The sequence below is a fragment of the Ramlibacter cellulosilyticus genome, from assembly GCF_014297465.1.
GTDB classification, from domain to species: domain Bacteria; phylum Pseudomonadota; class Gammaproteobacteria; order Burkholderiales; family Burkholderiaceae_C; genus Ramlibacter; species Ramlibacter cellulosilyticus.
The window spans coordinates 125,012-148,930 of sequence record NZ_JACORT010000009.1 but is presented as its reverse complement, the minus strand read 5'-3'; the positions used below and the strand labels follow the sequence as shown (position 1 = coordinate 148,930).

Sequence of the window (23,919 nt, the reverse complement as noted above, 5' to 3'; positions counted from 1 at the left end):
TGAGATCTGCACCGCGGCGCGGCGACGCGCTTCAGCGGGCGGCGACGGGCGCGCCGGTGTAGCTGAGCGAGTTGAGTTCGCTCAGCGCCTTCTCGCGGTTCTCCGGCTCCAGCACCACCCGGCCGGCGATGATGCCCAGGCCCACCGAGCTGCGGATGTACTTGGTCTCGCCCGCCTGCAGCGTGAAGGTCACCGCCTTCTCCGTCTCCGTGCTCGCGGTCGCGACGTAGTTGCCGGCCGGGCGGTCGACGTAGAAGAAGCCGCCGGGCTTGGACTCGCCGACCACCTGGCCGTTGAGGCGGATGTCGGGCTGGATCGCCGCGCCGATCATCGACGAGGTGCGATAGAAGTAGATGCGGCCCTGCCCCGCCTTCAGGCTGGGCATGCTGGCGGCCATCTGCTCGTGCTTGATGCCGGTCGCGCAACCGCTCACCAGGGCCAGCGCAACGCCCGCGAGGGCGAGTTTCAGGAATTGGCGTTTCATCGTGGTGCTCCTCCTTCGAGCGTCATGGGAATCGCGCGCTCCAGGCCGGAGTAGTGGTTCTCGGCCGGGAGCCAGAAGCCTTGCAGGTCGGCGCCGCGCAGCACGAGCCAGGCTTCGTGCACGTGGCGTCCCTCGATGGCGAACACGGTGTCCAGCGGCTGGTAGACCGTGCCCTGCGCCAGCGTGCCGACGGCGCGCCAGCGGGTCTTCTGCGGCACGGTGCGGGTGTAGCCGGTGGACAGGCGCACCGGGAGGTCGCTGGCGACCACGACGTCGGGGGCAGGCCGCGCCAGGGGCGCGAGCTGCGCGGGCACGACCTTCACTTCCGCGGCGCAGCCCGCGACGAGCGCGAGCGCGGCGAGCACCGCGGCGCGGCACCACCTCTGCATGGCCATGGATTCCCCCTCGTCGTGTTGTTCTTGCTCTTTCCTGCTCGCAGGCAGGTTGTTGCAAGCCAATCTAGCGAAGCGGATGCAGGGCTGGCAAGCAGCACGGCGCGGTGCTGTCGCGGCGCGCACACAGGCGCGCCGCTCGTCGCCGCCGCCCGCACGTTCGACAGGAACTTCGTGCCGGCGGTGCGCCGCACGGCCCGTGTGAATTCCCTCCCCGCAGGGCCACGTGGGCCGCGCGGAACAACATGCAGCGCGGTCCCCCTTTTTGACGAGGATCCGGCTTCGCCGGGCCTCGTCAAACCGACCAGACCACTTCGAAAAGTCGCTTGCGACTTTTCGAAGTGAATGCTCAGACGTTGAACAGGAAGTTCATGACGTCGCCATCCTTGACGACGTATTCCTTGCCTTCGCTGCGCATCTTCCCCGCGTCCTTCGCGCCCTGCTCGCCCTTGAAGGCGATGAAGTCGTCGAAGGCGATGGTCTGCGCGCGGATGAAGCCGCGTTCGAAGTCGGTGTGGATCACGCCCGCGGCCTGCGGCGCGGTCGCGCCGATGGGCACGGTCCACGCGCGCACTTCCTTCACGCCGGCGGTGAAGTAGGTCTGCAGGCCCAGCAGCGTGAACGCCGCGCGGATCAGGCGGTTGAGGCCCGGCTCGTCCTGGCCGATCTCCGCCAGGAACATCGCCTTGTCCTCGTCGCCCATGTCGGCGATCTCGGATTCGATCTTGGCGCAGATCACCACCACGGGCGCGTTCTGCGTCGCGGCGTACGCGCGCAGCTTGTCCAGGTGCGGGTTGTTCTCGAAGCCGCCCTCGTCCACGTTGCCGACGAACATCGCGGGCTTGGCGGTGATGAGGAACAGGGGCTTCAGCAGCGCCTTCTCCTCGTCGGTGAGCGACAGCGTGCGCACCGGCTTGCCCTCGTTGAGCGCCGCCTGCACCTTGGGCAGGACCTGCACCATCTTCGCGGCTTCCTTGTCGTTGCCCGACTTCGCGGCCTTGCTGTAGCGCGCCAGCGTCTTGTCGACGGTCCCCAGGTCCGCGAGGCACAGCTCGGTCTGGATCACCTCGATGTCCGACACCGGGTCGACGCGGCCCGCGACGTGGATCACGTTCGGATCCTCGAAGCAGCGCACGACGTTCACCACCGCATCCGTCTCGCGGATGTGCGCGAGGAACTGGTTGCCCAGGCCCTCGCCCTTGCTCGCGCCCGCGACCAGGCCCGCGATATCGACAAACTCGACAATGGCTGGCACGATGCGCTCGGGCTTGACGATCCCGGCCAGCTGCTGGAGCCGCGGATCGGGCAGTTCCACCACGCCGACGTTGGGCTCGATGGTGCAGAAAGGATAGTTCTCGGCGGCGATGCCCGCCTTGGTCAAGGCGTTGAACAAGGTGGACTTGCCCACGTTCGGCAAGCCCACGATCCCGCACTTCAAACTCATGTCAGTACCCGTTAGCGAAGCCCGAAAGTGTATGCCATGGGGCATGGCCCGGCTTCTGGCGGTGCTCTGCGTGCTGCTCGCGTGCCTGCAGGCGGCCGCTGCCGGGCCGCCCGCCGCGACGGTGCTGCGCGACGAGGCCGGCGCGATCGACGCGCAGGCGCTGGCCCGCAGCTGGGTGGATGCGCGCGGCGATGCGACGCTCGCCCAGGTGATGCGCCACGCCGACGACACCTTCCAGCCCGCGGAGCCCGGCACCGTGCACCGCCTGCCCGCGCGCGGCGCCCTGTGGCTGCACCTGCGGCTGCAGCGCGGCGCCAAGGAACGGCAGGACTGGCTGCTCAAGTTCCCGATGCCGCTGCTCGACGAGGTGACGGTCTTCCAGTCGGAAGGCGCGCAGTGGGCGGCGGAGAGCGCGGGAGACACGCTGGCCGTGGCGCGCTGGCCGGAGCGCGGGCGCTACCCCTTCTTCCGCCTCGACCTTCCGCCAGGCGAGGTGCGCGACGTGTTCGTGCGCATCCAGCACGCGACGCCGGCCAATTTCCCGGTGGAGCTCGCCACCGAGGCGCACCACACCGGCCGCGTGCAGCTGGAGTACCTCGGCCTCGGGCTCGCCTTCGGCGCCCTGCTGCTGCTGATCGCGGGCTGCATCGCGATGAGCTGGGCCTACCGCGAGCGCGGCTTCGCCTGGTATGCGGGCTACGCGGCCCTCACCACGCTGGCCGTGGCGTCCTATACCGGCGTGGCGGGGCAGTTCCTGTGGCCGGGCTTCGGGCTGCTCGAAGACGGGCCGACCACCATGCTCGCGTGCGCGGCCGTCGGCGCCGCGATGCTGTTCGTGCGCAAGACGCTGGGGCTGCGCCGGCGCCTGCCCGGGCTGGACCGGTGGACGCTCGTGCTCGGCGCGGCGGGCTTCGTGCTGTCGCTGGTGCCGGTGTTCGCGTCCAAGGCCCTGTACGTCCAGATCGTCGCGGCCTACCTCTGCCTCGCCAGCATCTCGGCGCTCGTGGCTTCGGCCATCGCCTGGTGGCGCGGCGACGGCGTCGCGCGCTGGGTGCTCGCGGCGCAGTTCCCGCTGGTAGGCGGCCTGGTGGTCAGCGTGGCCCGCGCCCTCGGCTGGGCCGATGTGCCTTTCGTCTCGCAGTACGTGCTCGTCGCGGCGATGGCGGTGGAGGTGCCGCTCATGCTGGTGGCCCTGTTCATCCGCTCGCGCGACCGCCACGGCGCCGAGGTGCGCGAGCAGGCGCTGTCCACGCACGACGCGCTCACCGGGCTGCTGGCGCCGCACCTGTTCACCGACCGCCTGCGCCAGGTGGTGGCGCGCTACCGCCGCACCGAGGAGAACGCGGCGATCATGTACATCGACCTGGTGAACCACGCGCGCATCCGCGACTACTTCGGCAGCGCGGCCGCCGAACAGAGCCTGCTGCGCAGCGTGATCAAGCTGCGCCGCCTGCTGCGCGACGTGGACACCGTGAGCCGGGTGGGCGAGGCGCGCTTCGCCGTGATCCTGGAAGGCGCCAGTGCCCGCTCCTCGGTGAGCGAGCGCGCCACGCGCCTGATCGCCGCCGGCCTCATGCCCTTGCCCGGCCTCAAGCCCGAGGTGACGCTGCAGTTCCACGTCGCCGCCCTGCTCCTCGCCGAGCGGCCGATGGAAGCGGAGGACATCCAGAAGGCGCTGGCCGAACAGCTCGCGCGCATGTCGCCGCGCACCCGGCGGCCCATCCGCTTCCTGCAGCCGGAACAGGCGATCGCCTCCGAGCCGGGCGACTCCTCGTTGTTCGCCGATGCCGCTTCGACCCCGGCGGCGGGCGAGTCGTCGTACGCCCCGGTGCGCTAGAACCGGTAGTCCGCGCTCACCACCTGCCCGACGCGCAGGGTCTCGTCCACGCCGCCCACGATGATGGCGTTCATGCCGAAGCTGACCGCGCCGCCCAGCAGCTCGTTGCGGCGGTAGCCCTGCAGGGTGTCCGAGACGATGGTGTCCACCTGCGCCGTCGCGGGGTCGATGTCCGGGATGGGGCAGCGGGGGCACGGCTTCACCGCGCGCAGCTGCACTTCGCCCGCTTCCGTGGCGATGCGCAGCACGTCCAGCCGGTCCTCGTCGTGCGCCTCCACGCCTTCCAGCACCAGGTTGGGCCGGAAGCGCTCCATGCCCACGGGCGCGTGGCCGCCGGCGGCCAGCTTCGCATTGAGCTGGTCGAGGGAAGCGGTGCTCGCCACGAGCACCGGGTAGCCGTCGCTGAACTGGTTGGGCGCCTCCGCGCCGCCGGTCCACTTCAGGCTGGACAGGCGCTGCTGCTCGGGGTCGAAGCGCACCAGCCGCAGCTCGCGGCCGAGGAAATCCGTGAACCACTGCGCGGCGACGTCGCCCATGTCGAAGGCCGCGACCTCGTCGTCCCAGATGCGCACGCGCACCGGCTCCTCGACGGTGTCGATCGACAGGTGCAAGGCCAGCATCCCGGGCGCCCGCAGCACCACCTCGTTGAGCTTCAGCTGCGGCTTCACCAGCGCCATGCGGGGCAGTTCGCGCTGGCTCACGAAGACGCCGGACGCGTCGACGACCATCCAGGCGCGGTCCAGGTCCAGGCCGGTTTCCGCCAGCACGGCGTCGCGCACTTCGACCCCGGCGCAGGACTTGACCGGATAGACGAACAGGCGGGCGATGCGGGCGGTGACGTCGGGGGCTTGGCTCATGGCCGTGGATTGTGCCCGCCTCCTACAATCCCCCCATGGCCGCTCCCTATGACGTCTGTATCCGCGGCGCGGGCATCGTGGGTCGTACCCTGGCCCTGCTGCTCGCCCGCGACCGCCTGCGCATCGGCCTGGTCGAAGCACCGCCCGTGGCCGGCTCCGGCCATGGCGACGTGCGCGCGTACGCGCTGAACGCCGCGTCGCGCGACCTGTTGCTGGGCCTGCGCGCCTGGCCGGACGAACAGCACGCCACGCCGGTGCTCGCCATGCAGGTGCGCGGCGACGACGGCGGGCACTTGCGCTTCTCCGCACAGGACGAAAAGGTGGCGGCGCTCGCCTGGATCGCGGACGTCGAGCCCCTGCTCGCACGCCTGGCCGAGGCCGTGCGCTTCCAGCCGCAGATCGAGGTGCTGTCGCAGCCCGCGCCGGCCGCCCTCACGGTGGTCTGCGAAGGCCGCGCGAGCAGCACGCGGGCGGAGTTCGGCGTGCCGTTCCGCGTCATGTCGTATCCGCAGCGCGCGATCGCGGCGCGGCTGGACTGTGAAATACCGCATGGCGGCGTGGCGCACCAGTGGTTCGAGGACGGCAACGTGCTGGGCCTGCTGCCGCTGGGCGGCGTGCACGGGAACTCGGTGGCCATGGTCTGGTCTGTGAAGGAGCCGCGCGCGGACGAGCTGCTCGCCCTGCCGGCCGAGGAATTCCAGTCCCGCCTGGTGGCATGCACCGGTGCCGCGCTGGGGCGCATGACGCTCACGAGCGAGCGCATGGCCTGGCCCTTGCAGCGCGCGCATGCCGAGCGCTGGGTGGGGCCGGGCTGGGCGCTGGCCGGCGATGCGGCGCACAACGTGCACCCGCTCGCGGGCCAGGGGCTGAACCTGGGCCTCGGCGACGCCGAAGTGCTCGCGCGCGTGCTGCACGGGCGCGAGTACTGGCGCAGCCTGGGAGACGAGAAGCTGCTGCGCCGCTACGAGCGAGCGCGCAAGATGGACGTGCTGGCCATGGCCTGGACGACCGACGGGCTGCAGCAGTTGTTCGCGCAGCCCGCGGAGCCCTGGTCCTGGGTGCGCAACTGGGGCATGCGCGGCTTCGACCGCAGCGGGCCGGTGAAACGCTGGGTGGTGCGGCAGGCGATGGGCCAGGGCCGCGTGCTCTCGAGAACGGAAAGAACATGAGATTCAGTGCGATGCGCGTGGTGCTGGCCACGGCGCTCCTGGCCTGCGGGCTGGCCGCGGGCGCGGCCGACAAGAACCTGGCGCCCACGGTGGCCAACGCGGCGCGCAGCGTGCCGCCGGCCGTGGAGAGCGCCCTGCGCAAGAACCTGCCCGAGCGCATGCCCAACTTCCCGCAGATCGACGAGATCAGCCGCACGCCCATGGCGGGCATCTACGAGGTGCGCATCGGCACCGACCTGTTCTACGCGGACGCGGAAGGCAACTTCATCCTCACCGGCGAGATGATGGACACGCGCAACCGGCGCAACCTCACCGAGGAGCGCATGGAGAAGCTGCTGGCGATCGACTTCGCGCAGCTGCCGATGAAGGACGCGTTCACCATCGTGCGCGGCAACGGCAAGCGCAAGCTCGCCGTGTTCGAGGACCCGAACTGCGGCTACTGCAAGCGCTTCGAGCGCGACCTGCAGAAGATCGACAACGTGACGGTCTACATGTTCCTGTACCCGATCCTCGGCCCCGACTCCATCGAGAAGAGCAAGGCCATCTGGTGCGCGAAGGACCGCGCCCGCGCCTGGCAGGACTGGATGGTGCGCAACGAGCCGCCCGTGAAGGCGGACGCCGCCTGCGACGTGGCCGTGCTGACGCGCAACACCGAGCTGGGGCGCAAGCACAAGATCACCGGCACGCCCACCCTCGTCTTCGCCGACGGCTCGCGCGTCCCCGGCGCGATCGCCGCGCCGGAGATCGAGAAGCTGCTGGCGAACGGCGGGAAGTGATCGCGCGACCGGCGGGCCCGCACTACCGGGTCGAGGCGGCCGACCCCGCCGCCCACCTCTTCCACGTCACGCTGACCGTCCCGCAGCCGCAGGCCGGCCAGCGCGTGTCGCTGCCCGCCTGGATCCCCGGCAGCTACCTGGTGCGGGAGTTCTCGCGCCACCTGCAGAAGCTGAACGCGCGCCAGGACGGCAGGCCCGTGGCGATCCAGCAATTGGACAAGGCCACGTGGCAGGTGGACTGCGTGCCTTCGAGCCCGCTGGTGATCGGCTACGAGGTCTACGCCTTCGACAACTCGGTGCGCACCGCGTGGCTGGATTCGCAGCGCGGCTTCTTCAACGGCACCAGCCTGTGCCTGCGCGTGCACGGGATGGCGCAGGAGCCGCACGAGCTGGAGCTGGTGCCGCCCCGCGCGTACCCGCACTGGGAGGCGGCCACGGGGCTGGAGCCGCTGAAGACCGGCAAGCGCGGCTTCGGCACCTACCTCGCGCAGGACTACGACGAACTCGTCGACTGCCCGGTGGAACTGGGTGCCTTCCACAGCGCCGAGTTCCGGGCCTGCGGCGTCCCGCACCGGCTGGTGGTGGCCGGCGCCACGGAGGCCTTCGACGCCGAGCGCCTCGTCGCGGACATGCAGAAGATCTGCGAGACGCAGATCCGCTTCTGGCACGACCGCCGCAAGCCGCCGTTCAAGGGCTACCTGTTCCTGCTCAATGCGGTCGACGACGGCTATGGCGGCCTGGAGCACCGCAATTCGACGGCGCTCATCTGCTCGCGCCGCGACCTGCCGCGCGTGGGCGACAGCCGCATGGGCGAAGGCTACGTGACGCTGCTCGGCCTCATCAGCCACGAGTACTTCCACACCTGGAACGTCAAGCGCCTGCGGCCGGCGGAGTTCGCGCACTACGACTACAAGCAGGAGAACTACAGCAACCTGCTCTGGTTCTTCGAGGGCTTCACCAGCTACTACGACGACCTGCTGCTGCGCCGCGCCGGCCTGATCGACGACGCGACCTACCTCAAGCTGCTCACCAAGACCTGCAACCAGGTGCTGCAGACGCCGGGGCGCGAAGTGCAGTCCGTGGCGCAGGCGAGCTTCGACGCCTGGGTGAAGTACTACCGGCAGGACGAGAACACGGCCAACGCCACGGTCAGCTACTACACCAAGGGCGCGCTCGTCGCCCTGTGCTTCGACCTCACGCTGCGCCAGGAAGGCCACGCCAGCCTCGACGAGGTGATGCGCGCGCTGTGGCAACGCTGCAAGGCGGGGCCGATGGCCGAAGCGGATTTCGCCGCGGTGCTCAAGGAGCTGGGCGGCCGCGCGTGGACCCGCGAGCTCGCCGCCTGGGTGCACGGCACGCGCGAGCTGCCGCTGAAGGACCTGCTCGAAGCCCACGGCATCACCGTGATGGAAGAGCCGGCGCAGCTGCAGCAGCGCCTGGGCGTGCGCGTCACGGAAAGCGCGGGCATCGTGCTGAAGAACGTGCTGCGCGGCGGCGCCGCGGAGCAGGCCGGCATGGCGGCCAACGACGAGTGGGTCGGCGTGGAGGTGGCGGGCAGCGCCTGGCGCCTCGGCAAGCTCGACGACCTCATGCTCTACATCGGCAGCCACCGCCGGGTGACGGCGATCGTCGCGCGCGACCGCCGCCTGCTGCGGCTGGACCTCGCCATCCCGGCGAGCGTCACGACGTGGCGGCTCGTGCTGCGCGACCCGGCGAGGGCGCAGACGTGGTTCGGCCCGCAAGGCTGACGCTCGCGCTGCTGACCGCCGCGGTGGTCGTGGGCCACGTGCTGGGGCTGGAGTGGATCTCGCGCCAGGCCGACCAGATCTCCGGGCTGAGCCTCATGACGCCGCCCATGTACACGCGCATGCTGCAGCCCAAGGCGGCGCCGCCGGTGGTCCCCGCGGCGACCACCGCCGTCGCGATGCCGAAGCCGCGCGCCGCGCCCCGGCCGAAGCCGCCCGCGTCCTCGCCCGAGGAACTGCGGCGCAAGAAGGAAGCGCAGGAGCGCGAGCGGCAGGAGCGGCTGGCGCGCGAGCAGCGCGAAGCGGACGAACGCGAACGCGAGCAGGCCGAAGCGCGGGCGCGCGCGGAGGAGGAAGAGCGGGTGCGGCAGGAACAGGTGGCCGTAGCCGCGGCTGCAGCGTCGGCTGCATCCGCAGCGCAACCTGCCGCGTCCGTCGCCGCGGCTCCCGCGAGCGCGGCTGCAAGTGCCGCCGCCAGCGACGCGGCGGCCCTGGACCGCTGGCCGGTCGACACGCGCCTCACCTATGCCCTCACCGGCCAGTACCGCGGGCCGCTCTACGGCGACGCGCGCGTGCAATGGCAGCGCGATGGCAGCAAGTACCAGGTGCGGCTGGATGCGCGCATCCAGGTGTTCGGCACGCAGGTCCTCACGAGCCAGGGCGAGGTCACGCCGGACGGCCTGCTGCCGCGTGCCTACGAGGAACTGCGTCCCGGCAAACGGCGCACCGCGCAGATCGGCGACGAGGTCGTGATCCTGGAAAACGGCCGCACCGTGCCGCGGCCGCCCGGCGTGCAGGACACGGCGAGCCAGTTCGTCGAACTGACGCAGCGTTTCGCCACCGGCCGCGAGGTGCTGGAAGTGGGCCGCAGCGTCAAGCTGTGGCTCGCTCGCCCCGGCGGCGTGGACGAATGGGTCTACGAGATCGTGGGCCGCGAGCCGCTGCGCACGCCGAAGTTCGGCACCGTGGAAGCCTTCCACCTGAAGCCGCGTTCCATCGCCAACCCGCGCGGCAACATCAACGTGGAGATGTGGTTCGCGCCCAGCCTGCAGTACCTGCCGGCGCGCATCCGCATCGTGATGGGCGAGGACGCGTGGCTGGACCTGATGGTGGACCACATCGAGCAGCGTTAGGGAGCGCTGGGGTTCGCCTGCGGCGAAACCCAGCCTACGAACGCCGGCGTCGGTAGGCTGGGTTGCGCGAAGCGCACCCCAGCATGCGCCCCTCACATCCGCCGCTGGTCCACCACCCGCTTCGCCTTCCCGAGGCTCCTCTCGATCCCCCCCGCCGGCCGCAGGTCGATGCGGGCGCTGGTGCCGATGTACGCCTTGATCTCGTAGGCGAGCCGCTCCGCGGCGACGAGCACGTCGGCATGCTCGTGGTCCAGCCCCTGGCCTGCCTCCACGGCAACGACCAGTTCATCCAGCGGGCCTTCGCGCGTGAGGATGCACTGGTAGTGCGGTGCCAGCACCGCCTGCTTCAGGATCAGCTCCTCGATCTGCGTGGGGAACACGTTCACGCCGCGCACGATCATCATGTCGTCGCTGCGGCCGGTGATCTTCTCCATGCGCCGCATGGTGCGCGCGGTGCCGGGCAGCAGGCGCGTGAGGTCGCGCGTGCGGTAGCGGATCACCGGCAGCGCCTCCTTGGTGAGGCTGGTGAACACCAGCTCGCCGAGCTCGCCCTCGGGCACCGGTTCGCCGGTCTCGGGGTCGATGATCTCGGGATAGAAATGGTCTTCCCAGATGGTGGGCCCGTCCTTGGTCTCGACGCACTCGTTGGCCACGCCCGGCCCCATCACTTCCGACAGGCCATAGATGTCCACGGCATCGATGCCCATGCGCTGCTCGATCTTCGCGCGCATGTCGTTCGTCCACGGCTCGGCGCCGAAGATGCCCAGGCGCAGGCTGCTCTCGCGCGGGTCCAGCCCCTGCCGCTCGAATTCGTCGGCGATGGCCAGCATGTAGCTGGGCGTCACCATGATGATGTCCGGCTGGAAGTCCACGATCAGCTGCACCTGGCGCTCCGTCTGGCCGCCGCCGAAAGGCACCACCGTGAGCCCCAGCTTCTCGGCCCCGTAGTGCGCGCCCAGGCCGCCGGTGAAGAGGCCGTAGCCGTAGCTCACGTGCACCATGTCGCCGGGCCGCGCCCCGGCGGCACGGATGCTGCGTGCCATCACCGCCGACCAGGTCTCGATGTCGTTCTTCGTGTAGCCCACCACCGTGGGCTTGCCCGTGGTGCCGCTGGAGGCGTGCAGGCGCACGCACTGCTCGCGCGGCACGGCGAGCATGCCGAAGGGGTAGGCATCGCGCAGGTCGGACTTGGTCGTGAAGGGGAACTTCGCCAGGTCCGCCAGGCTGCGGCAGTCGTCCGGGTGAACGCCGGCCTCGTCGAACTTGCGGCGGTACGCGGGCGAGTTGAAGTAGGCGTGGCGCAGCGTCTGCCGCAGGCGCTTGAGCTGCAGCGCACGCAGCTCGTCGACGCTCGCCTTCTCGATGGGTTCCAGGGGGAAAGTCTTCATCACGCCTCCGGGATCACCGTGCCCTGGATGCTGGCGCTCTTGCCGCGGAAGACCGCGACCACCTCGCCGCGCTGGTTGGTGACCTTCATGTCGTAGATGCCGTGGCGGCCCTGCAGGACCTGCTCCACGCCTTCGCAGGTGAGCACGTCGTCCAGGTGCGCCGGCTTGAGGAACTCGATGCTGGCGCCCGCCGCCACCGTGACCTTGTTGCGGCTGTTGCACGCATAGGCAAAGGTGGAGTCGGCCAGCGTGAAGATCAGGCCGCCGTGGCAGATCTTGTGGCCATTGAGCATGGGCGCGCGCACCGCCATGCGCATCACCGCGCGCCCCGGCTCGCAGGCGAGCAGCTCGATGCCCATGAAGTCGCGCACCGCCGGGTCGTCGGCGTACATGGCCTCGCCGACCGCCGCGGCGAGCTGCTCGGGAGAACGCATGCTCATTCGCCGGTGAACTTCGCGGGACGCTTCTCGCGGAAGGCCATCACGCCTTCGATGTAGTCGTGCGTCCTGCCGAGCGCCGACTGCGTGTCGCGTTCCAGGTCCAGCTGCTTGTCGAGATCGTTGGACGCGGCGGCGCGCAGCAGCTTGCGCGTCTGCACGAGGGCCGTCGTGGGCATCGTGGCCAGGCGCTCGGCGAGCTTCATCGCGGCCTGCACGCAGTCCTCGCCTTCGGGCGCTACGTCCCAGATCATTCCCCACTCCTTCGCGTCGCTGGCGCCGACCTTGTCGCCCAGCATCGCGCAGCCCATGGCGCGCGCGAGCCCCAGCTTCTTGATCAGGAACCAGGAGCCGCCCGCATCGGGGATGAGGCCGATCCTGCTGAAGGCCTGGATGAAGCTCGCGCCGTGCGCGGCGACGGCGAGGTCGCACGCCATCGCGAAGGACGCGCCCGCGCCGGCCGCCACGCCATTGACCGCGGCGACCGTGGGCACGCGCAGGTCCATCAGCTTGCGGATGGAGGGATTGAACGCCTGTTCGATCACGGGGCCGGGATCGGCGCGCTTCACCAGGTCCGGGCCGGGTTCGAAGTCGAACTCCGCGAGGTCGGCGCCTGCGCAGAAACCGCGGCCGGCGCCCGTGAGCACCGCGGCGCGGATCGCCTTGTCGCCGTTGATGCGATCCAGCACCGACCAGAGATCCTGGTGCATCTGGCGCGTGAAGCTGTTGAGGGCTTGCGGCCGGTTGAGCGTCACGAGGGCGACGCTGCCGCGCGTCTCGCACAGGACGGTGGCTTCGCTCATGGGGTCTCCTTTCGTTCCAATCTAGCACCGGGCGCGCCGGCATCCGGAGCATGGTTTCCCTTGGTTATAGTTGCCCGCACACAGGAGACCGGCCATGGCCTACGAATTGATCGAGGTGCGCACCGAAGCGGGCAAGGTGGGCGTCATCACCCTCAACCGGCCCAAGCAGCTCAACGCGCTGAACAACCAGCTCATGGACGAGCTCGGGCAGGCGATGAAGGGCTTCGACGCCGATCCGGCGATCGGCTGCATGGTGATCACCGGCAGCGAGAAGGCCTTCGCGGCCGGCGCGGACATCGGCGCGATGGCGACCTACACCTTCGCGGACGTCTACAAGGGCGACTACATCACGCGCAACTGGGAGACGATCCGCAGCGTGCGCAAGCCCGTGATCGCGGCGGTGAGCGGCTTCGCCCTCGGGGGCGGCTGCGAGCTGGCGATGATGTGCGACTTCATCATCGCCGCCGACAACGCGAAGTTCGGCCAGCCCGAGATCAAGCTGGGCATCATCCCCGGCGCGGGCGGCACGCAGCGCCTGCCGCGCGCGGTGGGCAAGGCCAAGGCGATGGACATGGCGCTGACCGGCCGCATGATGGACGCCGCCGAAGCGGAGCGCGCGGGCCTCGTGAGCCGCGTCGTGCCGCTGGACAAGCTGATGGAGGAAACGCTGGGTGCCGCGCTGCAGATCTGCGAGTACTCGCAGATCGCCGTGCTCGCGGCCAAGGAGTCGGTCAACCGCGCCTTCGAAGGCAGCCTGTCCGACGGCGTGATGTTCGAGCGCCGCATGTTCCACGCCCTCTTCGCCACGCAGGACCAGAAGGAAGGCATGGACGCGTTCGTGAACAAGCGCAAGCCGGCGTTCCGGCACGAATAGCGTCAGCGGCGCAGCAGCCGCTGCGCCTCGCTGCGCAGGGAAGCCGCGATGCCCGGGTCCGCCCGCAGCAAGCGGGCGGGCGCCGCCTCCCGCATCGGCGTCCAGCGCCAGCCTTCCGCCACCTCGTCGAGCACGCCGAGCGTCTCGTCGCCCTGCGCGAGTTCCAGTCGCAGGCGGCCGGGGGCACCCGGCGGCGCCTCGTCCGAGGTGCTGGCAAGCATGCTCGTGACCAGCGCAGGCAGTTCCCCCGCCTGCGGCCGCGCCACCACCACCGACTTGCCTCCCGATTCGATGCGCACCTGCGTCCAGGGCAGCACGGGCGGCGCGACGCGTGAAAGTGGCGCCGCCTGTCGGTCGAAGCTCCCCGCAGCCGGCGCGGACCGCATGGCTTGCGGAGCGGCTGGCGGCGCGGGCGCGATCGCCGCGGCCGGCGGTGGCCCGGGCAGCGGCGGTGGCAGGGGGGCTGGTGCTGGTGCTGGTGCTGCAGGCGCAGGCGCCGGGCTCGGTGCGGCGGCCGTTTCCGCGGGAGCGGCAGGCGCCGCGGGGGCGACGGCATCGCGCGCGGGCGCACCGCTTCTCTGCTCCCGGGTCGACGGCGCCTTTGCCGCCGCGGGCACGGGCGTGCGCTCCGGCGCAGGGGCCGCGGAGGGCGCCGGCACGGGAGCAGGCTGCGGCGCGACCGCAGGGGCCGGTGCCGGTGCGGGCTCGGGGATCTTCGCAGGGACCGGACCCGGTGCCGGCGCCGGCGCTTCCTGCACCGTCACCGGCGCGTCCAGCTGCGCCCCCGGTGGCTCCTCGCCCCGCCAGGTGACGGTCACGAGCGTCGCGACCGCCACCGTCGCGAGCGCCGCCGCCCACGGCATCGGCGCGGCGAACGCACGCGTCCACCACCGTCTCCACGCAGGTTGCACGGCACCCTGCGCGGCGGCGCGGATCGCATCGCGCGTGCGCGCATGCGGCCGCAGGTCCGCATCGGGCGCGGCATCGAGTGCCTTGCGCAGGCGCGCGTCGCGCAGCTCGGTCACCGCGCGGCTCCCAGCGGCGCGAGATACGCGCCCATGCAGCCGCGGAGTTTCTGCAGGGCGTAGCGCAGCCGGCTCTTCGCCGTCTCGAAGGGCAGCGCGAGGCGCTGCGCCAGGTCTTCCACCGTCGCGCCGTCCTCGTGGTGCAGCAGGAAGGCGGCGCGCTGGGCGGCGGGCAAGGCATCGAGGCAGTGCAGCAGCTGCGCGCCCGCCGCGCGCCAGAAGGCCTGGTCTTCGGTGGAGGGGGCCACCTGCTCCACGTGCGCGGCCAGCCAGTCGAGCGCGTCTTCGCCGTCTTCCGCCACGTCCACGCTGAGTTCGCGCCCGGAGACGCGCAGGCGGTCCATCGCCAGGTTGTGGGCGATCGTGTAGGCCCACGCGCGCCACGACGCGCCTTCCGCCCGGAACGCGTGCCGCGCGGTCACGATGCGCAACCACGCTTCCTGGAACACCTCGTCGGCCTGCGCCGAGAGTCCCGTCCCCAGCAGCCGCCGCACGAAGCGGTACAGGGCCGCCTCGTGCCGCGCATAGAGCACGTCGAAGGCGGCGGCGTCGCCCTGGGCATAGGCCAGCATCAGGTCCTCGTCCGGCATCTCGCGTGGGGGCATGGAGCGATTCTCACATCACGTACTACGGGCATCGCCGGCGATCGGGGTTAAACCGGGGCGAAGAAATCGACCCCGCCGGGCGCCTTCGGACGTGCAAGGGACACCACCACTCCGGAGTGCGCCATGCGCCATCGTCCTCCCTCCCGCTCCCTCGTCGCCCTGCTCTGCGCCCAGTGCCTGCTCGCCGCGTGCAGCGCCACGGCCCAGGGCCTGTGGCCCGAACCCCGGCCGCAGCCGCAGCCGCAGCCCTGGTCCGAGCCGCGATCGGTGCCGAACTTCCAGGCACCGTCGGCGACGCACTGCACCGGGCCGATCCGCACGCGGGAAGTGCCGGGCTGGACGGAAAGCAGCCGCCAGCGCGGCCGCTTCGCGCCCGATGCCGCAGCGGACGTCGCGCCCGAACGCAGCGCCCGTGCGGACAACCGCATGCGCGAAGCCGCACCGCCGTCCGCCAGCGCCGCCGCGCCCCTGCCCGCCCCGGCACCGGCAGCGCCGCTCGCGCAACGCGGCCCGCAGGCGCCGTCCCATGACTTCGTCGCGCGCCCGCAACCCTGGCAGCCCGTCACCGCAGGCGTCGTCGACGACAACGCCGACTTCAGCGGGTACCTCGCGTTCCGCGAGCGCACGCAGGTGGCGCACCGCCCGCGCGACGTGCGCGAACGCTACCTGCTGCAGGTGAAGGACGGACGCGGCCGCCCGGTGGGGGACGCCGAAGTCGCGGTGCAAGGCACGAGCGGCTACGCGATGTGGGCGCGCACCGATGCGGGCGGCCGCGCCTGGCTGCATCCGGCCGCGTTCGATCCCGCCGGCTCCGGCTCGTACCAGGTGCTGGTGCGCAAGGACGGCCGGCAGGCCCGTGGCCAGCTCGCGCGCGGCCAGAAGAGCGCGGTGGACGTGCGGCTCGACGCCCCGCCCGCACCTGCGCGCGCACGCCTGGACCTGCTCTTCCTGATCGACGCGACCGGCTCCATGGCCGACGAGATCGACAAGCTGAAGGCCACGCTGCACACCATCACGGCCGAAGTGGCCAACCTGCCCAGCCGCCCCGACCTGTGCCTGGGCCTCGTCGCCTACCGCGACCGCGGCGATGCCTTCCTGCTGCGCAGCCACGACTTCAGCAACGACGTGGGCGCCTTCCTGCGCGAGGCACTCCTCCCCCTGCAGGCCGGCGGCGGCGGCGACTACCCGGAAGCGATGAACGAGGCGCTGCACGAAGCCGTGCACGAGGCGAGCTGGCGCGGCAGCGGCACCACGCGGATGGTGATCCTGCTGGCCGACGCGCCGCCGCACCTGGACTACGGCGGCCCGCAGTACGACGACGACATGCTGGCCGCGCTCGGCAAGGGCATCAAGGTGTTCTCGGTCGGCGCGAGCGGCCTGGACCGGCAGGGCGAATACATCCAGCGGCAGGTCGCGCAGTACACCGGCGGCAAGTTCGTGTTCCTGACGTATGCGCAGGCGGACCGCCCCGGCAGCGGCCCCGGCCGGGAGACGGTGCACGACGTGCGCAACTACTCGGTGGACACGCTGGACCGGCTGATCGTGCGCCTGGTGACCGAAGAGCTTGCCCTGTCCGGCAACTGAGCGCCGGGTTTTGCTACAATCACGGGCTTCGGCGCTTTAGCTCAGTTGGTTAGAGCGATGGAATCATAATCCACAGGTCCGGGGTTCGAGTCCCTGAAGCGCCACCAGAACACAACGCTCGCGTTGACACCAAAGGCACTGTCCAGCACAGTGCCTTTGTCTTTTCACAGCCTCTGGATCAACACCATGAACCGCTGGATCCCCACCGCCACCCTCGCCGCCCTGGTGTTCGCCGCCGGCACGGCCTCGGCGCAGATCACCTCGGAACGCGGCGCGCCGCTCGGCGTGAAGCCCGCGGTCATGGCGGTCAGCGCCACGCCGCCCATCATCCAGGTGGACGGCAAGGACGACCGCTTCTCGCCCGGCGTGCGCATCCGCGACCGCGACAACCGCCTGGTGCTCACGGGCACGCTGGCCGGCAAGACCATCTACACGGTCTACAAGCGCGACGGCATGGGCCTGGTGCACGAGGTCTGGCTGCTGAACGAGGAAGAGTTCAAGAAGCTGGGCGGCACCAGCCTGGGCGATCCGGAAGGCATCAAGCGCTTCAACGAGCTGCTGGACCTGATCTGGGCGAACCGCTGGCTGCTGCTCGGAAGGTGAGGGCGCCATGAAGAAGGTTTACATCAAGACCTTCGGCTGCCAGATGAACGAGTACGACTCGGACAAGATGGCGGACGTCATGAAGGCGGCCGAAGGCTACGAGCCCACGCAGGACCCCGAGCAGGCGGACCTGATCCTGTTCAACACCTGCTCCGTGCGCGAGAAGGCGCAGGAGAAGGTCTTCTCCGACCTCGGGCGCGTCAAGCACCTGAAGAAGAAGGGCGTGCTGATCGGCGTGGGCGGCTGCGTGGCCAGCCAGGAAGGCGCGGCCATCATCGAGCGCGCGCCCTACGTCGACGTGGTGTTCGGCCCGCAGACCCTTCATCGACTCCCGCAGCTGCTGGCCGACCGCGAGCGCCAGCACCGCCCGCAGGTCGACATCAGCTTCCCCGAGATCGAGAAGTTCGACCACCTGCCGCCCGCGCGCGTCGACGGCGCCTCGGCCTTCGTGTCGATCATGGAAGGCTGCTCCAAGTACTGCAGCTACTGCGTCGTGCCTTACACCCGCGGCGAGGAAGTGTCGCGCCCCTTCGAGGACGTGCTGGTGGAGATCGCCGGCCTGGCCGACCAGGGCGTGAAGGAAGTGACGCTGCTCGGGCAGAACGTCAATGCCTACCGCGGCAAGATGGGCGACACGGCGGAGATTGCCGACTTCGCGCTGCTGATCGAGTACGTCGCGGAGATCCCCGGCATCGAGCGCATCCGCTACACGACCAGCCACCCCAACGAGTTCACGCAGCGCCTCGTCGACGTCTACGCCAGGGTGCCGCAGCTGGTGAGCCATCTGCACCTGCCGGTGCAGCACGGCAGCGACCGCATCCTGATGGCGATGAAGCGCGGCTACACGGCCATGGAATACAAGAGCACGATCCGCAAGCTGCGGGCGGTGCGGCCGCAGATCTCGCTGTCCTCGGACTTCATCGTCGGCTTCCCCGGCGAGACGGAGCAGGACTTCGCGAAGATGATGAAGCTGGTGGAGGACGTCGGCTACGACGCGAGCTTCTCCTTCATCTTCAGCCCGCGCCCCGGCACGCCGGCGGCGGCGCTGCACGACGACACGCCGCACGAGGTGAAGCTCAAGCGCCTGCAGCACCTGCAGGCCGTGCTGGAAGACAACGTACGCCGCATCAGCGAGAGCCGCGTCGGCACGGTGCAGCGCATCCTGGTGGAAGGCCCTTCGCGCAAGGACCCGAACGAGCTGATGGGCCGCACCGAGTGCAACCGCATCGTCAACTTCGCCGGTCCGCAGCGCCTGGTGGGCCAGATGGTGGACGTGACGATCACGCAGGCGCTGCCGCATTCGCTGCGGGCGGAAGTGAAGGTCGCCGAGACCGTCGCCGCTTGAATTGCTGGGGTGCGCTTCGCGCAACCCAGCCTACGGTGCGGCGTGCATCGGTGCTTTCGTAGGCTGGGTTGCGGCGAAGCCGCACCCCAGCTTCACTCGATCCGCGCGCCGGACGCCTTCACCAGCACCCCCGCCTGCTCGTAGTCGGCGCGCAGCAGCTTCTGGAAGTCGTCCACCGACATGGCTCCAGGCTCCACGCCCAGGTTCGCCAGCCGCTCCTGGATGACCGGCATCGCCAGCACCTTCTGCATCGCGGCGTTGATCTTCTCGGCTTCGGCGCGCGGCAGCGACGCGGGGGCGAGCACGCCGATCCACGAGTCGAACTTGTAGCCGGGCACGCCCTGCTCCGCGGCGGTCGGCAGTTCCGGCATGAACTTCGAACGCTGCGCGCCCGTGTACGCGAGGATCTTGATGCGGGGATCGTTCTTGAACCCGGTCACGCCGATCAGGGAGGACGTGACGCCCTGCACCCGCCCGGCCAGCACCTCGTTGACCGCGTCGCCCGTGGACTTCATCGGCACGTGCTGCATCTCGACGCCCGCCTTCGCCAGGAAGTAGGCCATGCCCAGGTGCGTCGCGCTGCCGTTGCCGGCCGAGGCGTAGTTCAATTTGCCCGGCTGCGACTTCACCAGCTTCACGTAGTCGGCCAGCGAGTTCACGCCCAGGTTGCCCGGCGCCGCGATCACGTAGCCCGTGTTGCCGACGTAGGCGACGCCCACGAAGTCCTTCACGGGGTCGTACGGCAGCTTGCTGTAGAGGTGGCCGGCGAGCGTGTGGCTCGCGGCGGCCAGCACCAGCGTGTTGTTGTCCGTCGCCTTGGCCGCGGCGCCCGTGCCCACCGTGCCGCCCGCGCCCGGCCGGTTCTCCACGATCACGCTGGCCCCGAGCTGCTGCCCGAGTTCGGCGTTGAAGGTGCGCGCGATGGTGTCCTGCACGGCGCCGGGGCCGAAAGGCACCACGATGCGGATCACGCGCTGCGCCAGCGCCGGGGAAGCCGCGGCCGCGGCGAGGACCAGCGCGACGGCGGCGCTGCGGAAACGATGGATCGACATCAGGGCTTCTCCATTGCAAAGGTGTTCAAGTGCCGCCGCGGAACCGGCTTTGCCGGGCCGCTGGGGGCGCCCCCTTGAGGGGGAGGCGGCCGCAGGCCGCTTCGGGGGTGGGTCATGTTCTGGCTAGCCACTTCTGCGCCAGCCGGACGAAATAGCTGGCGCCGATGGGGATGATCTCGTCGTTGAAGTCGAACGAGGTGTTGTGGATGATGCAAGGACCGGGCCCGTGCTCCGGCAGGCGGTGGCCGCCGTCGCCGTTGCCGATGAAGGCGTAGCAGCCCGGCCTGGCGCGCAGCATGTGCGCGAAGTCCTCCGCCGCCATCACGGCGGGGAAGGCGTCGTCGACACGCTCCGCGCCCACGACCTCGCGCATCACGTCCGCCGCGAAGGCGGCTTCCTTCGCATGGTTCACCACCGGCGGCGAGGCGCGGCGGAAGGACAGCTCCGCGCGGCACCCGTGCGCCGCGGCGATGCCATCGGCCAGGCGCCGGATCCCTGCCTCGATGCTGTCGGTCGCTTCCACCGAGAAGGTGCGCACCGTGCCGCCCACCCAGGCTTCGTCCGGGATGACGTTCGGCGCACCGGACCCCTGGATCTGGGTGACCGCGAGCAGCGCGCGCTCGGTCGACGGGATCACCTTCGGCACCAGCGTCTGCAACTGCTGCCCGAGGTCGATCACCGCCGCCACCGGGTCCACGCCCGTGTGCGGCTGCGAGGCATGCGTGCCGCGCCCGTGGACCGTCACCTTCCACGTGTTGCTCGACGCCATGAGGGGCCCCGGATTCAGCGCGAAGCGTCCCGTGGGCACCGCGAAGTTGTGCAGCGCGAACACGGCCTCGCAGGGGAAGCGCTCGAACAATCCTTCCTGCACCATCTTCAGCGCGCCCGCCTTGCCCATCTCCTCGGCCGGCTGGAAGATGAAGTTCACCGTGCCGTCGAAGTCGCGGCTCTGCGCCAGGTGCCAGGCCGCTGCGAGCAGCATGGCGGTGTGCCCGTCGTGCCCGCACGCGTGCATGCGGCCGTCGTGCCGGGAGCGGTGCGCGAACCGGTTCTCCTCCTGCAGCGGCAGCGCGTCGAGGTCCGCGCGCAGGCCGATGGAGCGGTGGCCGGTGCCATTGCGCAGCACGCCCACGACGCCGGTGCCGGCAATTCCGGCGTGGACCTCCACGCCCCATTCCCGCAGCTTCTCCGCCACGATCTGCGAGGTGCGGTGCTCCTCGAAGCCCAGTTCGGGATGCATGTGGATGTCGCGGCGCAGGGCGACGAAGCGCGCGACGTCGGCGAAGCTGTCGACGAGTTTCATGGTCGCGGCAGTATAAGCAGCCGGTCCTTCGCACGCGGCGTACCACGAACATGCTCAGCAAAGGGATGTTGCACTTGCGCTCGTTGTATTTGCGCAGATGCTGAGCCACCCGGCCCACGCGTTTTTTCACCCTCCCTAGACTTCGCGGCTCTTACAAGGGAGAAAGCAGTTGGCTTCTAAAGAGTATTCCTCCATCGCGTTCCGCGTCGGCGCCATCGGGCTGGCCGTGCTGGGCGCCACGCTGTCCACGCAGGCCGCCGCGCAGTGGGCGCCGGGCTGGTACATCGGCGGCAACGTCGGACGTGCCTCCACCGACTTCGACCAGCCGGCCCCCATCGTGGCGCCCGGCGTCGGCTTCGGCGAAGACGACAAGGACACCGCGTGGAAGCTGTACGGCGGCTACCAGATCAACCGCAACTTCGCCATCGAAGGCGGCTACTACGACCTGGGCCGCTACGACTTCGGCTACGCCGCGCCCGGCGGCACCGGCAGCGCCCGCTACCAGGGCCTGAACCTGGACCTGGTCGGCTCCCTGCCGCTCTCGGACCGCTTCTCCGTCTTCGGCCGCATCGGCGCCGCGTACACGCGCGCCCGCACCGACTTCGGCGGCACCTCGCGCAGCGAGCGCGAGTGGGGCCCGAAGTACGGCCTCGGCGTCGAATACGCCTTCACGCCGCAGCTGGCGGTGCGTGGCGAGTGGGAACGCTATCGCGTGGACGACGCCTTCCGCGGCCGCGGCGACATCGACGTCGCGTCGATCGGCCTGGTCTACCGCTTCGGTGCGCCGGCCGTGACCCGCGTCGTGGCCCCGGCTCCCGCGCCTGCCGTGATCCCCGCGCCGGCCCCGGCCCCGCGCGTGATCGCGCCCGTGCCTGCGCCCGCTCCGCAAGTCGCACCCGCGCCCGCGCCGGCCCCGGTGCCCGCACCGGCCCCCGCGGCACGCCCGTACCGCAACTGAGGCCAGCCCACGACATGAAGAAACCCGCCGGCGGCGGGTTTCTTTTTTGGTCAGTGCGCGCTGCTCACCTCGTGCCGCACCTCGTACGACCCGAACAGCTGCTGCGCGGGCGCGGCCTCGGGCAGGATGTAGACGATGCCGCGCGTGCCCGCGAAAGCGGGGCGCACGACGGACTCGTAGAAAGCCACCGGCACGTTGATGCAGCCGTAGGTGATGCGGCGCTCGGCGGCCACCGGGCTCTGCAGGCGCTGCAGCCGCCGCTCCTGCGGCACGTTGGTCACCACGCGGTGCAATGCGAGCGCGGAGTCGTAGTCCACCCACAGGATGTCCTCGCCCTTGGGCCCCTGCCCCATCACGGCCGTGAAGCGGCCCGCGGGCGTCAGCCGCTCCTCGGGCCGGATGCTGGAAATCGCGCGCGTGCCGATGTCGGGCACGTTGGCGTCGCCCCGCGCGGCGCCGACCAGCGCCGGGCTGGCGCCGCGCAGGCGCCCGTCGGCATGGAAGACGAACACCCGGCTCTCGAGTTTGTCGACGATGACGAAGGGCAGGCCGCCCGCATCGCCGGAATCGACGGCCCAGTCGGCGATGTGGCGCACGTCGCGCGACGCGGTCTCGCCGCGCAGGTCCGCGACCTTGGCCGTGCGCAAGGACTGCCCGGCCGCGGCCGGGCCGACCACCGCGACCGACATGGCCAGCGCGATGACGCAATGGCCGACGATGGAAGAAAGCGAGCGGGTGCGTGCGCCCGGATACTGCATGGCAAACCTCCCTGTTCCGACTCGCTGCATTCTTCGGAAAGGCGGGGCGCCCGTGTGGCTCGGCAGGCCTTCCTGCAAGTAGGCAGCGTGCGCGAATGCGGGAGCGGCCCGGGCCTACATCCGGGTCCGAGCCGTTCGACCGATCAGCGCAGGCTGTCGCGTGCGGCGACGCCGGTCGCCGGGAAGTCCGTGAACAGCCCGTCCACGCCGAGGCGCATGTAATAGGCCATCTCGGCCTGCGGGTCCGCGAAGCCGTAGCCGCTCGCGTCGTTGCGGAAGGTCCAGGTGTGCACGTCGAGGCCCCGGGCGTGCGCGAGCTCGATCACGCCGGTGCTGCCGTCCACGCGGCGGTCGTTGATCGTGAGCACGCCGTCGCCGGTGCGGTCGACGCCGTCCGCGACCGTCTTCACCAGGTAGGGCTTCCAGGGGCCGATCGCGTCGGCATAGGTCTTCACGAAGTCCAGCCCGGCGGGCGTGAGCAGGTCGGCGAAGGTGCGCGGGTCGCCGCTGACGACGAAGTCGTAGGGCTGGCGGTAGGGCGGCACCAGCGACATGCTGCCGTCCGGGTTCACGTCGTCGGCGTCGACCAGCTGCACGAGGCGCATGTTCGTCTTCGTGCGCAGGTACTGCAGGTTGGCCACCTCGAAGGACTGGATGAAGACCGGCGCGCCCTTGCCCTTGCCGAAGGCGGCGTGCAGCTTCGCCAGCAGCTTGTCCTCGAAGGTGTGGGCACCGAAGCCGAGCTCCACCGCATGGAAGGTCGAGTGCTTGATCTCGGGGTAGATGCCCACGCGGCCCTTCGCCGCCTTGGCCAGCGCGATCACTTCATCGAGCGTGGGGATCTCGAACAGGCCGTTGTACTGCTGCGGCCGCGCCGCGTTCGGCTGCACCGCCCGCAGCGTCTTGATTTCGGCGAGCGTGAAGTCGCTGGCGAAGTACGCCGTGGTCGGCACGCCGTCGAGGTTGCGCGTGGACTTGCGGCTCGGCGGGAACTTGCCGGACACGTCCGTCGTCGCGTCCAGCACCGGCTCGTGCCGCGCCACCAGGAAGCCGTCCTTCGTGAGCACCAGGTCGGGCTCGATGAAGTCCGCGCCCTGCTCGATCGCCAGCTGGTACGAGGCCAGCGTGTGCTCCGGCCGCAGGCCCGAGGCGCCGCGGTGACCGATCACCAGCGGCGGCTTGCCAGGGCTGCCTTTCGCCATGAGGGAAGAAGGGTCGCCGGTGGCTTCGCTGCCCCCGCCGCACGCCGAAACCAGGACGGCCGACCCAGCGGCCGCCAGCCATTCGCGTCTGTCCATGCTGCCTCCTTGCAAGAAGTGAACTTCTCCCAGGGACGCACTCTCCGGC

23 protein-coding genes and 1 tRNA gene are annotated in these 23,919 nt (G+C 70.5%); 11 read left to right on the top strand and 13 right to left on the bottom strand.

All coding sequences use genetic code 11. The features are described from left to right. Nucleotides 1-31: 31 nt before the first annotated feature. The 3 genes from H8N03_RS19700 to ychF all read right to left on the bottom strand — a co-directional run bounded on the left by H8N03_RS19700 (nt 32) and on the right by ychF (nt 2,320). A complete protein-coding gene (locus H8N03_RS19700; RefSeq protein ID WP_187077925.1) occupies nt 32-484 on the bottom strand; it encodes a DUF2846 domain-containing protein in 453 nt (150 codons plus the stop codon). Next, on the bottom strand, nt 481-879 hold the full coding sequence (locus H8N03_RS19695; protein ID WP_187077924.1) for a hypothetical protein: 399 nt from the start codon (nt 877-879) through the stop codon (nt 481-483). The genes H8N03_RS19700 and H8N03_RS19695 overlap by 4 nt, the downstream gene beginning before the upstream one ends. 346 nt (nt 880-1,225) lie before the next feature. Beyond that, the gene (gene ychF, locus H8N03_RS19690) at nt 1,226-2,320 is read right to left on the bottom strand and encodes a redox-regulated ATPase YchF (RefSeq protein ID WP_187077923.1); all 1,095 of its coding nucleotides are present in this window, start codon (nt 2,318-2,320) and stop codon (nt 1,226-1,228) included. A gap of 43 nt (nt 2,321-2,363) precedes the next feature. Between ychF and H8N03_RS19685 the strand changes: the two genes are divergently transcribed. Then, nucleotides 2,364-4,157, top strand: a complete 1,794-nt coding sequence (locus H8N03_RS19685) for a sensor domain-containing diguanylate cyclase (RefSeq protein WP_187077922.1) — start codon at nt 2,364-2,366, stop codon at nt 4,155-4,157. Here H8N03_RS19685 and H8N03_RS19680 read toward each other — a convergent pair. Then, entirely contained in the window at nt 4,154-5,014 is an 861-nt protein-coding gene (locus tag H8N03_RS19680; RefSeq protein ID WP_187077921.1) for an MOSC domain-containing protein, read from the bottom strand. The two genes, H8N03_RS19685 and H8N03_RS19680, sit on opposite strands and share 4 nt — an antisense overlap. 35 nt (nt 5,015-5,049) lie before the next feature. Here H8N03_RS19680 and H8N03_RS19675 point away from each other — a divergent pair, with 35 nt between their 5' ends. Genes H8N03_RS19675 through H8N03_RS19660 form a run of 4 tightly spaced genes read left to right on the top strand, consistent with a single transcriptional unit; the run spans nt 5,050 to nt 9,837 of the window. Further along, nucleotides 5,050-6,183: an FAD-dependent monooxygenase gene (locus H8N03_RS19675; protein WP_187077920.1), complete on the top strand. Its 1,134-nt coding sequence runs from the start codon at nt 5,050-5,052 to the stop codon at nt 6,181-6,183. Then, on the top strand, nt 6,180-6,959 hold the full coding sequence (locus tag H8N03_RS19670) for a DsbC family protein (RefSeq protein ID WP_255428303.1): 780 nt from the start codon (nt 6,180-6,182) through the stop codon (nt 6,957-6,959). The genes H8N03_RS19675 and H8N03_RS19670 overlap by 4 nt, the downstream gene beginning before the upstream one ends. After that, nucleotides 6,956-8,707, top strand: coding sequence for a M61 family metallopeptidase (locus H8N03_RS19665; RefSeq protein WP_187077919.1), 1,752 nt, complete (start codon nt 6,956-6,958; stop codon nt 8,705-8,707). The genes H8N03_RS19670 and H8N03_RS19665 overlap by 4 nt, the downstream gene beginning before the upstream one ends. Beyond that, nucleotides 8,686-9,837 (top strand): DUF3108 domain-containing protein, encoded by a 1,152-nt coding sequence (locus H8N03_RS19660; protein ID WP_187077918.1) that lies wholly within the window; start codon nt 8,686-8,688, stop codon nt 9,835-9,837. Before H8N03_RS19665 ends, H8N03_RS19660 begins: the two co-directional genes overlap by 22 nt. Nucleotides 9,838-9,929: 92 nt before the next feature. Here the strand turns inward: H8N03_RS19660 and paaK are convergent, their stop codons facing one another. From paaK to H8N03_RS19645, 3 genes are read right to left on the bottom strand one after another with little or no spacing between them, the layout of a single operon-like run. After that, entirely contained in the window at nt 9,930-11,225 is a 1,296-nt protein-coding gene (gene paaK / locus H8N03_RS19655; protein WP_187077917.1) for a phenylacetate--CoA ligase PaaK, read from the bottom strand. After that, nucleotides 11,225-11,659, bottom strand: coding sequence for a hydroxyphenylacetyl-CoA thioesterase PaaI (paaI, locus tag H8N03_RS19650; protein ID WP_187078045.1), 435 nt, complete (start codon nt 11,657-11,659; stop codon nt 11,225-11,227). The genes paaK and paaI overlap by 1 nt, the downstream gene beginning before the upstream one ends. 2 nt (nt 11,660-11,661) lie before the next feature. Beyond that, on the bottom strand, nt 11,662-12,465 hold the full coding sequence (locus H8N03_RS19645; RefSeq protein ID WP_187077916.1) for an enoyl-CoA hydratase-related protein: 804 nt from the start codon (nt 12,463-12,465) through the stop codon (nt 11,662-11,664). A gap of 94 nt (nt 12,466-12,559) precedes the next feature. Here H8N03_RS19645 and H8N03_RS19640 point away from each other — a divergent pair, with 94 nt between their 5' ends. Beyond that, nucleotides 12,560-13,339 (top strand): enoyl-CoA hydratase, encoded by a 780-nt coding sequence (locus H8N03_RS19640; RefSeq protein WP_187077915.1) that lies wholly within the window; start codon nt 12,560-12,562, stop codon nt 13,337-13,339. Nucleotides 13,340-13,341: 2 nt separating this feature from the next. Here H8N03_RS19640 and H8N03_RS19635 read toward each other — a convergent pair whose 3' ends face one another. Continuing rightward, nucleotides 13,342-14,364: a hypothetical protein gene (locus H8N03_RS19635; RefSeq protein ID WP_187077914.1), complete on the bottom strand. Its 1,023-nt coding sequence runs from the start codon at nt 14,362-14,364 to the stop codon at nt 13,342-13,344. Next, complete coding sequence (locus H8N03_RS19630; protein WP_255428302.1) at nt 14,361-14,969, bottom strand: sigma-70 family RNA polymerase sigma factor; 609 nt, start codon at nt 14,967-14,969, stop codon at nt 14,361-14,363. Before H8N03_RS19630 ends, H8N03_RS19635 begins: the two co-directional genes overlap by 4 nt. Before the next feature lie 123 nt (nt 14,970-15,092). On the opposite strand from H8N03_RS19630, the gene H8N03_RS19625 reads away from it, so the two are divergent. From H8N03_RS19625 to miaB, 4 genes are all read left to right on the top strand, one after another. Then, nucleotides 15,093-16,553, top strand: coding sequence for a vWA domain-containing protein (locus H8N03_RS19625; protein ID WP_187077913.1), 1,461 nt, complete (start codon nt 15,093-15,095; stop codon nt 16,551-16,553). A gap of 30 nt (nt 16,554-16,583) precedes the next feature. Further along, a tRNA-Met gene (locus H8N03_RS19620) sits at nt 16,584-16,660 on the top strand. A gap of 79 nt (nt 16,661-16,739) precedes the next feature. Next, entirely contained in the window at nt 16,740-17,156 is a 417-nt protein-coding gene (locus H8N03_RS19615) for a hypothetical protein (protein WP_187077912.1), read from the top strand. Nucleotides 17,157-17,163: 7 nt separating this feature from the next. Beyond that, nucleotides 17,164-18,501 (top strand): tRNA (N6-isopentenyl adenosine(37)-C2)-methylthiotransferase MiaB, encoded by a 1,338-nt coding sequence (gene miaB / locus H8N03_RS19610; protein ID WP_187077911.1) that lies wholly within the window; start codon nt 17,164-17,166, stop codon nt 18,499-18,501. A 92-nt stretch (nt 18,502-18,593) separates the two neighbouring features. Here the strand turns inward: miaB and H8N03_RS19605 are convergent, their stop codons facing one another. Together H8N03_RS19605 and H8N03_RS19600 are read right to left on the bottom strand one after the other, a co-directional pair. Beyond that, nucleotides 18,594-19,553 carry a tripartite tricarboxylate transporter substrate-binding protein gene (locus H8N03_RS19605; RefSeq protein ID WP_187077910.1) on the bottom strand — a complete coding sequence of 320 codons (960 nt, stop codon included), beginning with the start codon at nt 19,551-19,553 and terminating at the stop codon, nt 18,594-18,596. 112 nt (nt 19,554-19,665) lie between these two features. Further along, on the bottom strand, nt 19,666-20,856 hold the full coding sequence (locus tag H8N03_RS19600) for a M20 aminoacylase family protein (protein ID WP_187077909.1): 1,191 nt from the start codon (nt 20,854-20,856) through the stop codon (nt 19,666-19,668). Nucleotides 20,857-21,025: 169 nt separating this feature from the next. Here H8N03_RS19600 and H8N03_RS19595 point away from each other — a divergent pair, with 169 nt between their 5' ends. Next, nucleotides 21,026-21,814 carry an outer membrane beta-barrel protein gene (locus H8N03_RS19595; RefSeq protein WP_187077908.1) on the top strand — a complete coding sequence of 263 codons (789 nt, stop codon included), beginning with the start codon at nt 21,026-21,028 and terminating at the stop codon, nt 21,812-21,814. Nucleotides 21,815-21,864: 50 nt separating this feature from the next. Here H8N03_RS19595 and H8N03_RS19590 read toward each other — a convergent pair whose 3' ends face one another. Both H8N03_RS19590 and H8N03_RS19585 read right to left on the bottom strand, forming a co-directional pair. Continuing rightward, nucleotides 21,865-22,572: a hypothetical protein gene (locus tag H8N03_RS19590; RefSeq protein ID WP_222623056.1), complete on the bottom strand. Its 708-nt coding sequence runs from the start codon at nt 22,570-22,572 to the stop codon at nt 21,865-21,867. Nucleotides 22,573-22,715: 143 nt separating this feature from the next. Then, nucleotides 22,716-23,870 carry a glycerophosphodiester phosphodiesterase gene (locus H8N03_RS19585; protein WP_187077907.1) on the bottom strand — a complete coding sequence of 385 codons (1,155 nt, stop codon included), beginning with the start codon at nt 23,868-23,870 and terminating at the stop codon, nt 22,716-22,718. Nucleotides 23,871-23,919: the final 49 nt, after the last annotated feature.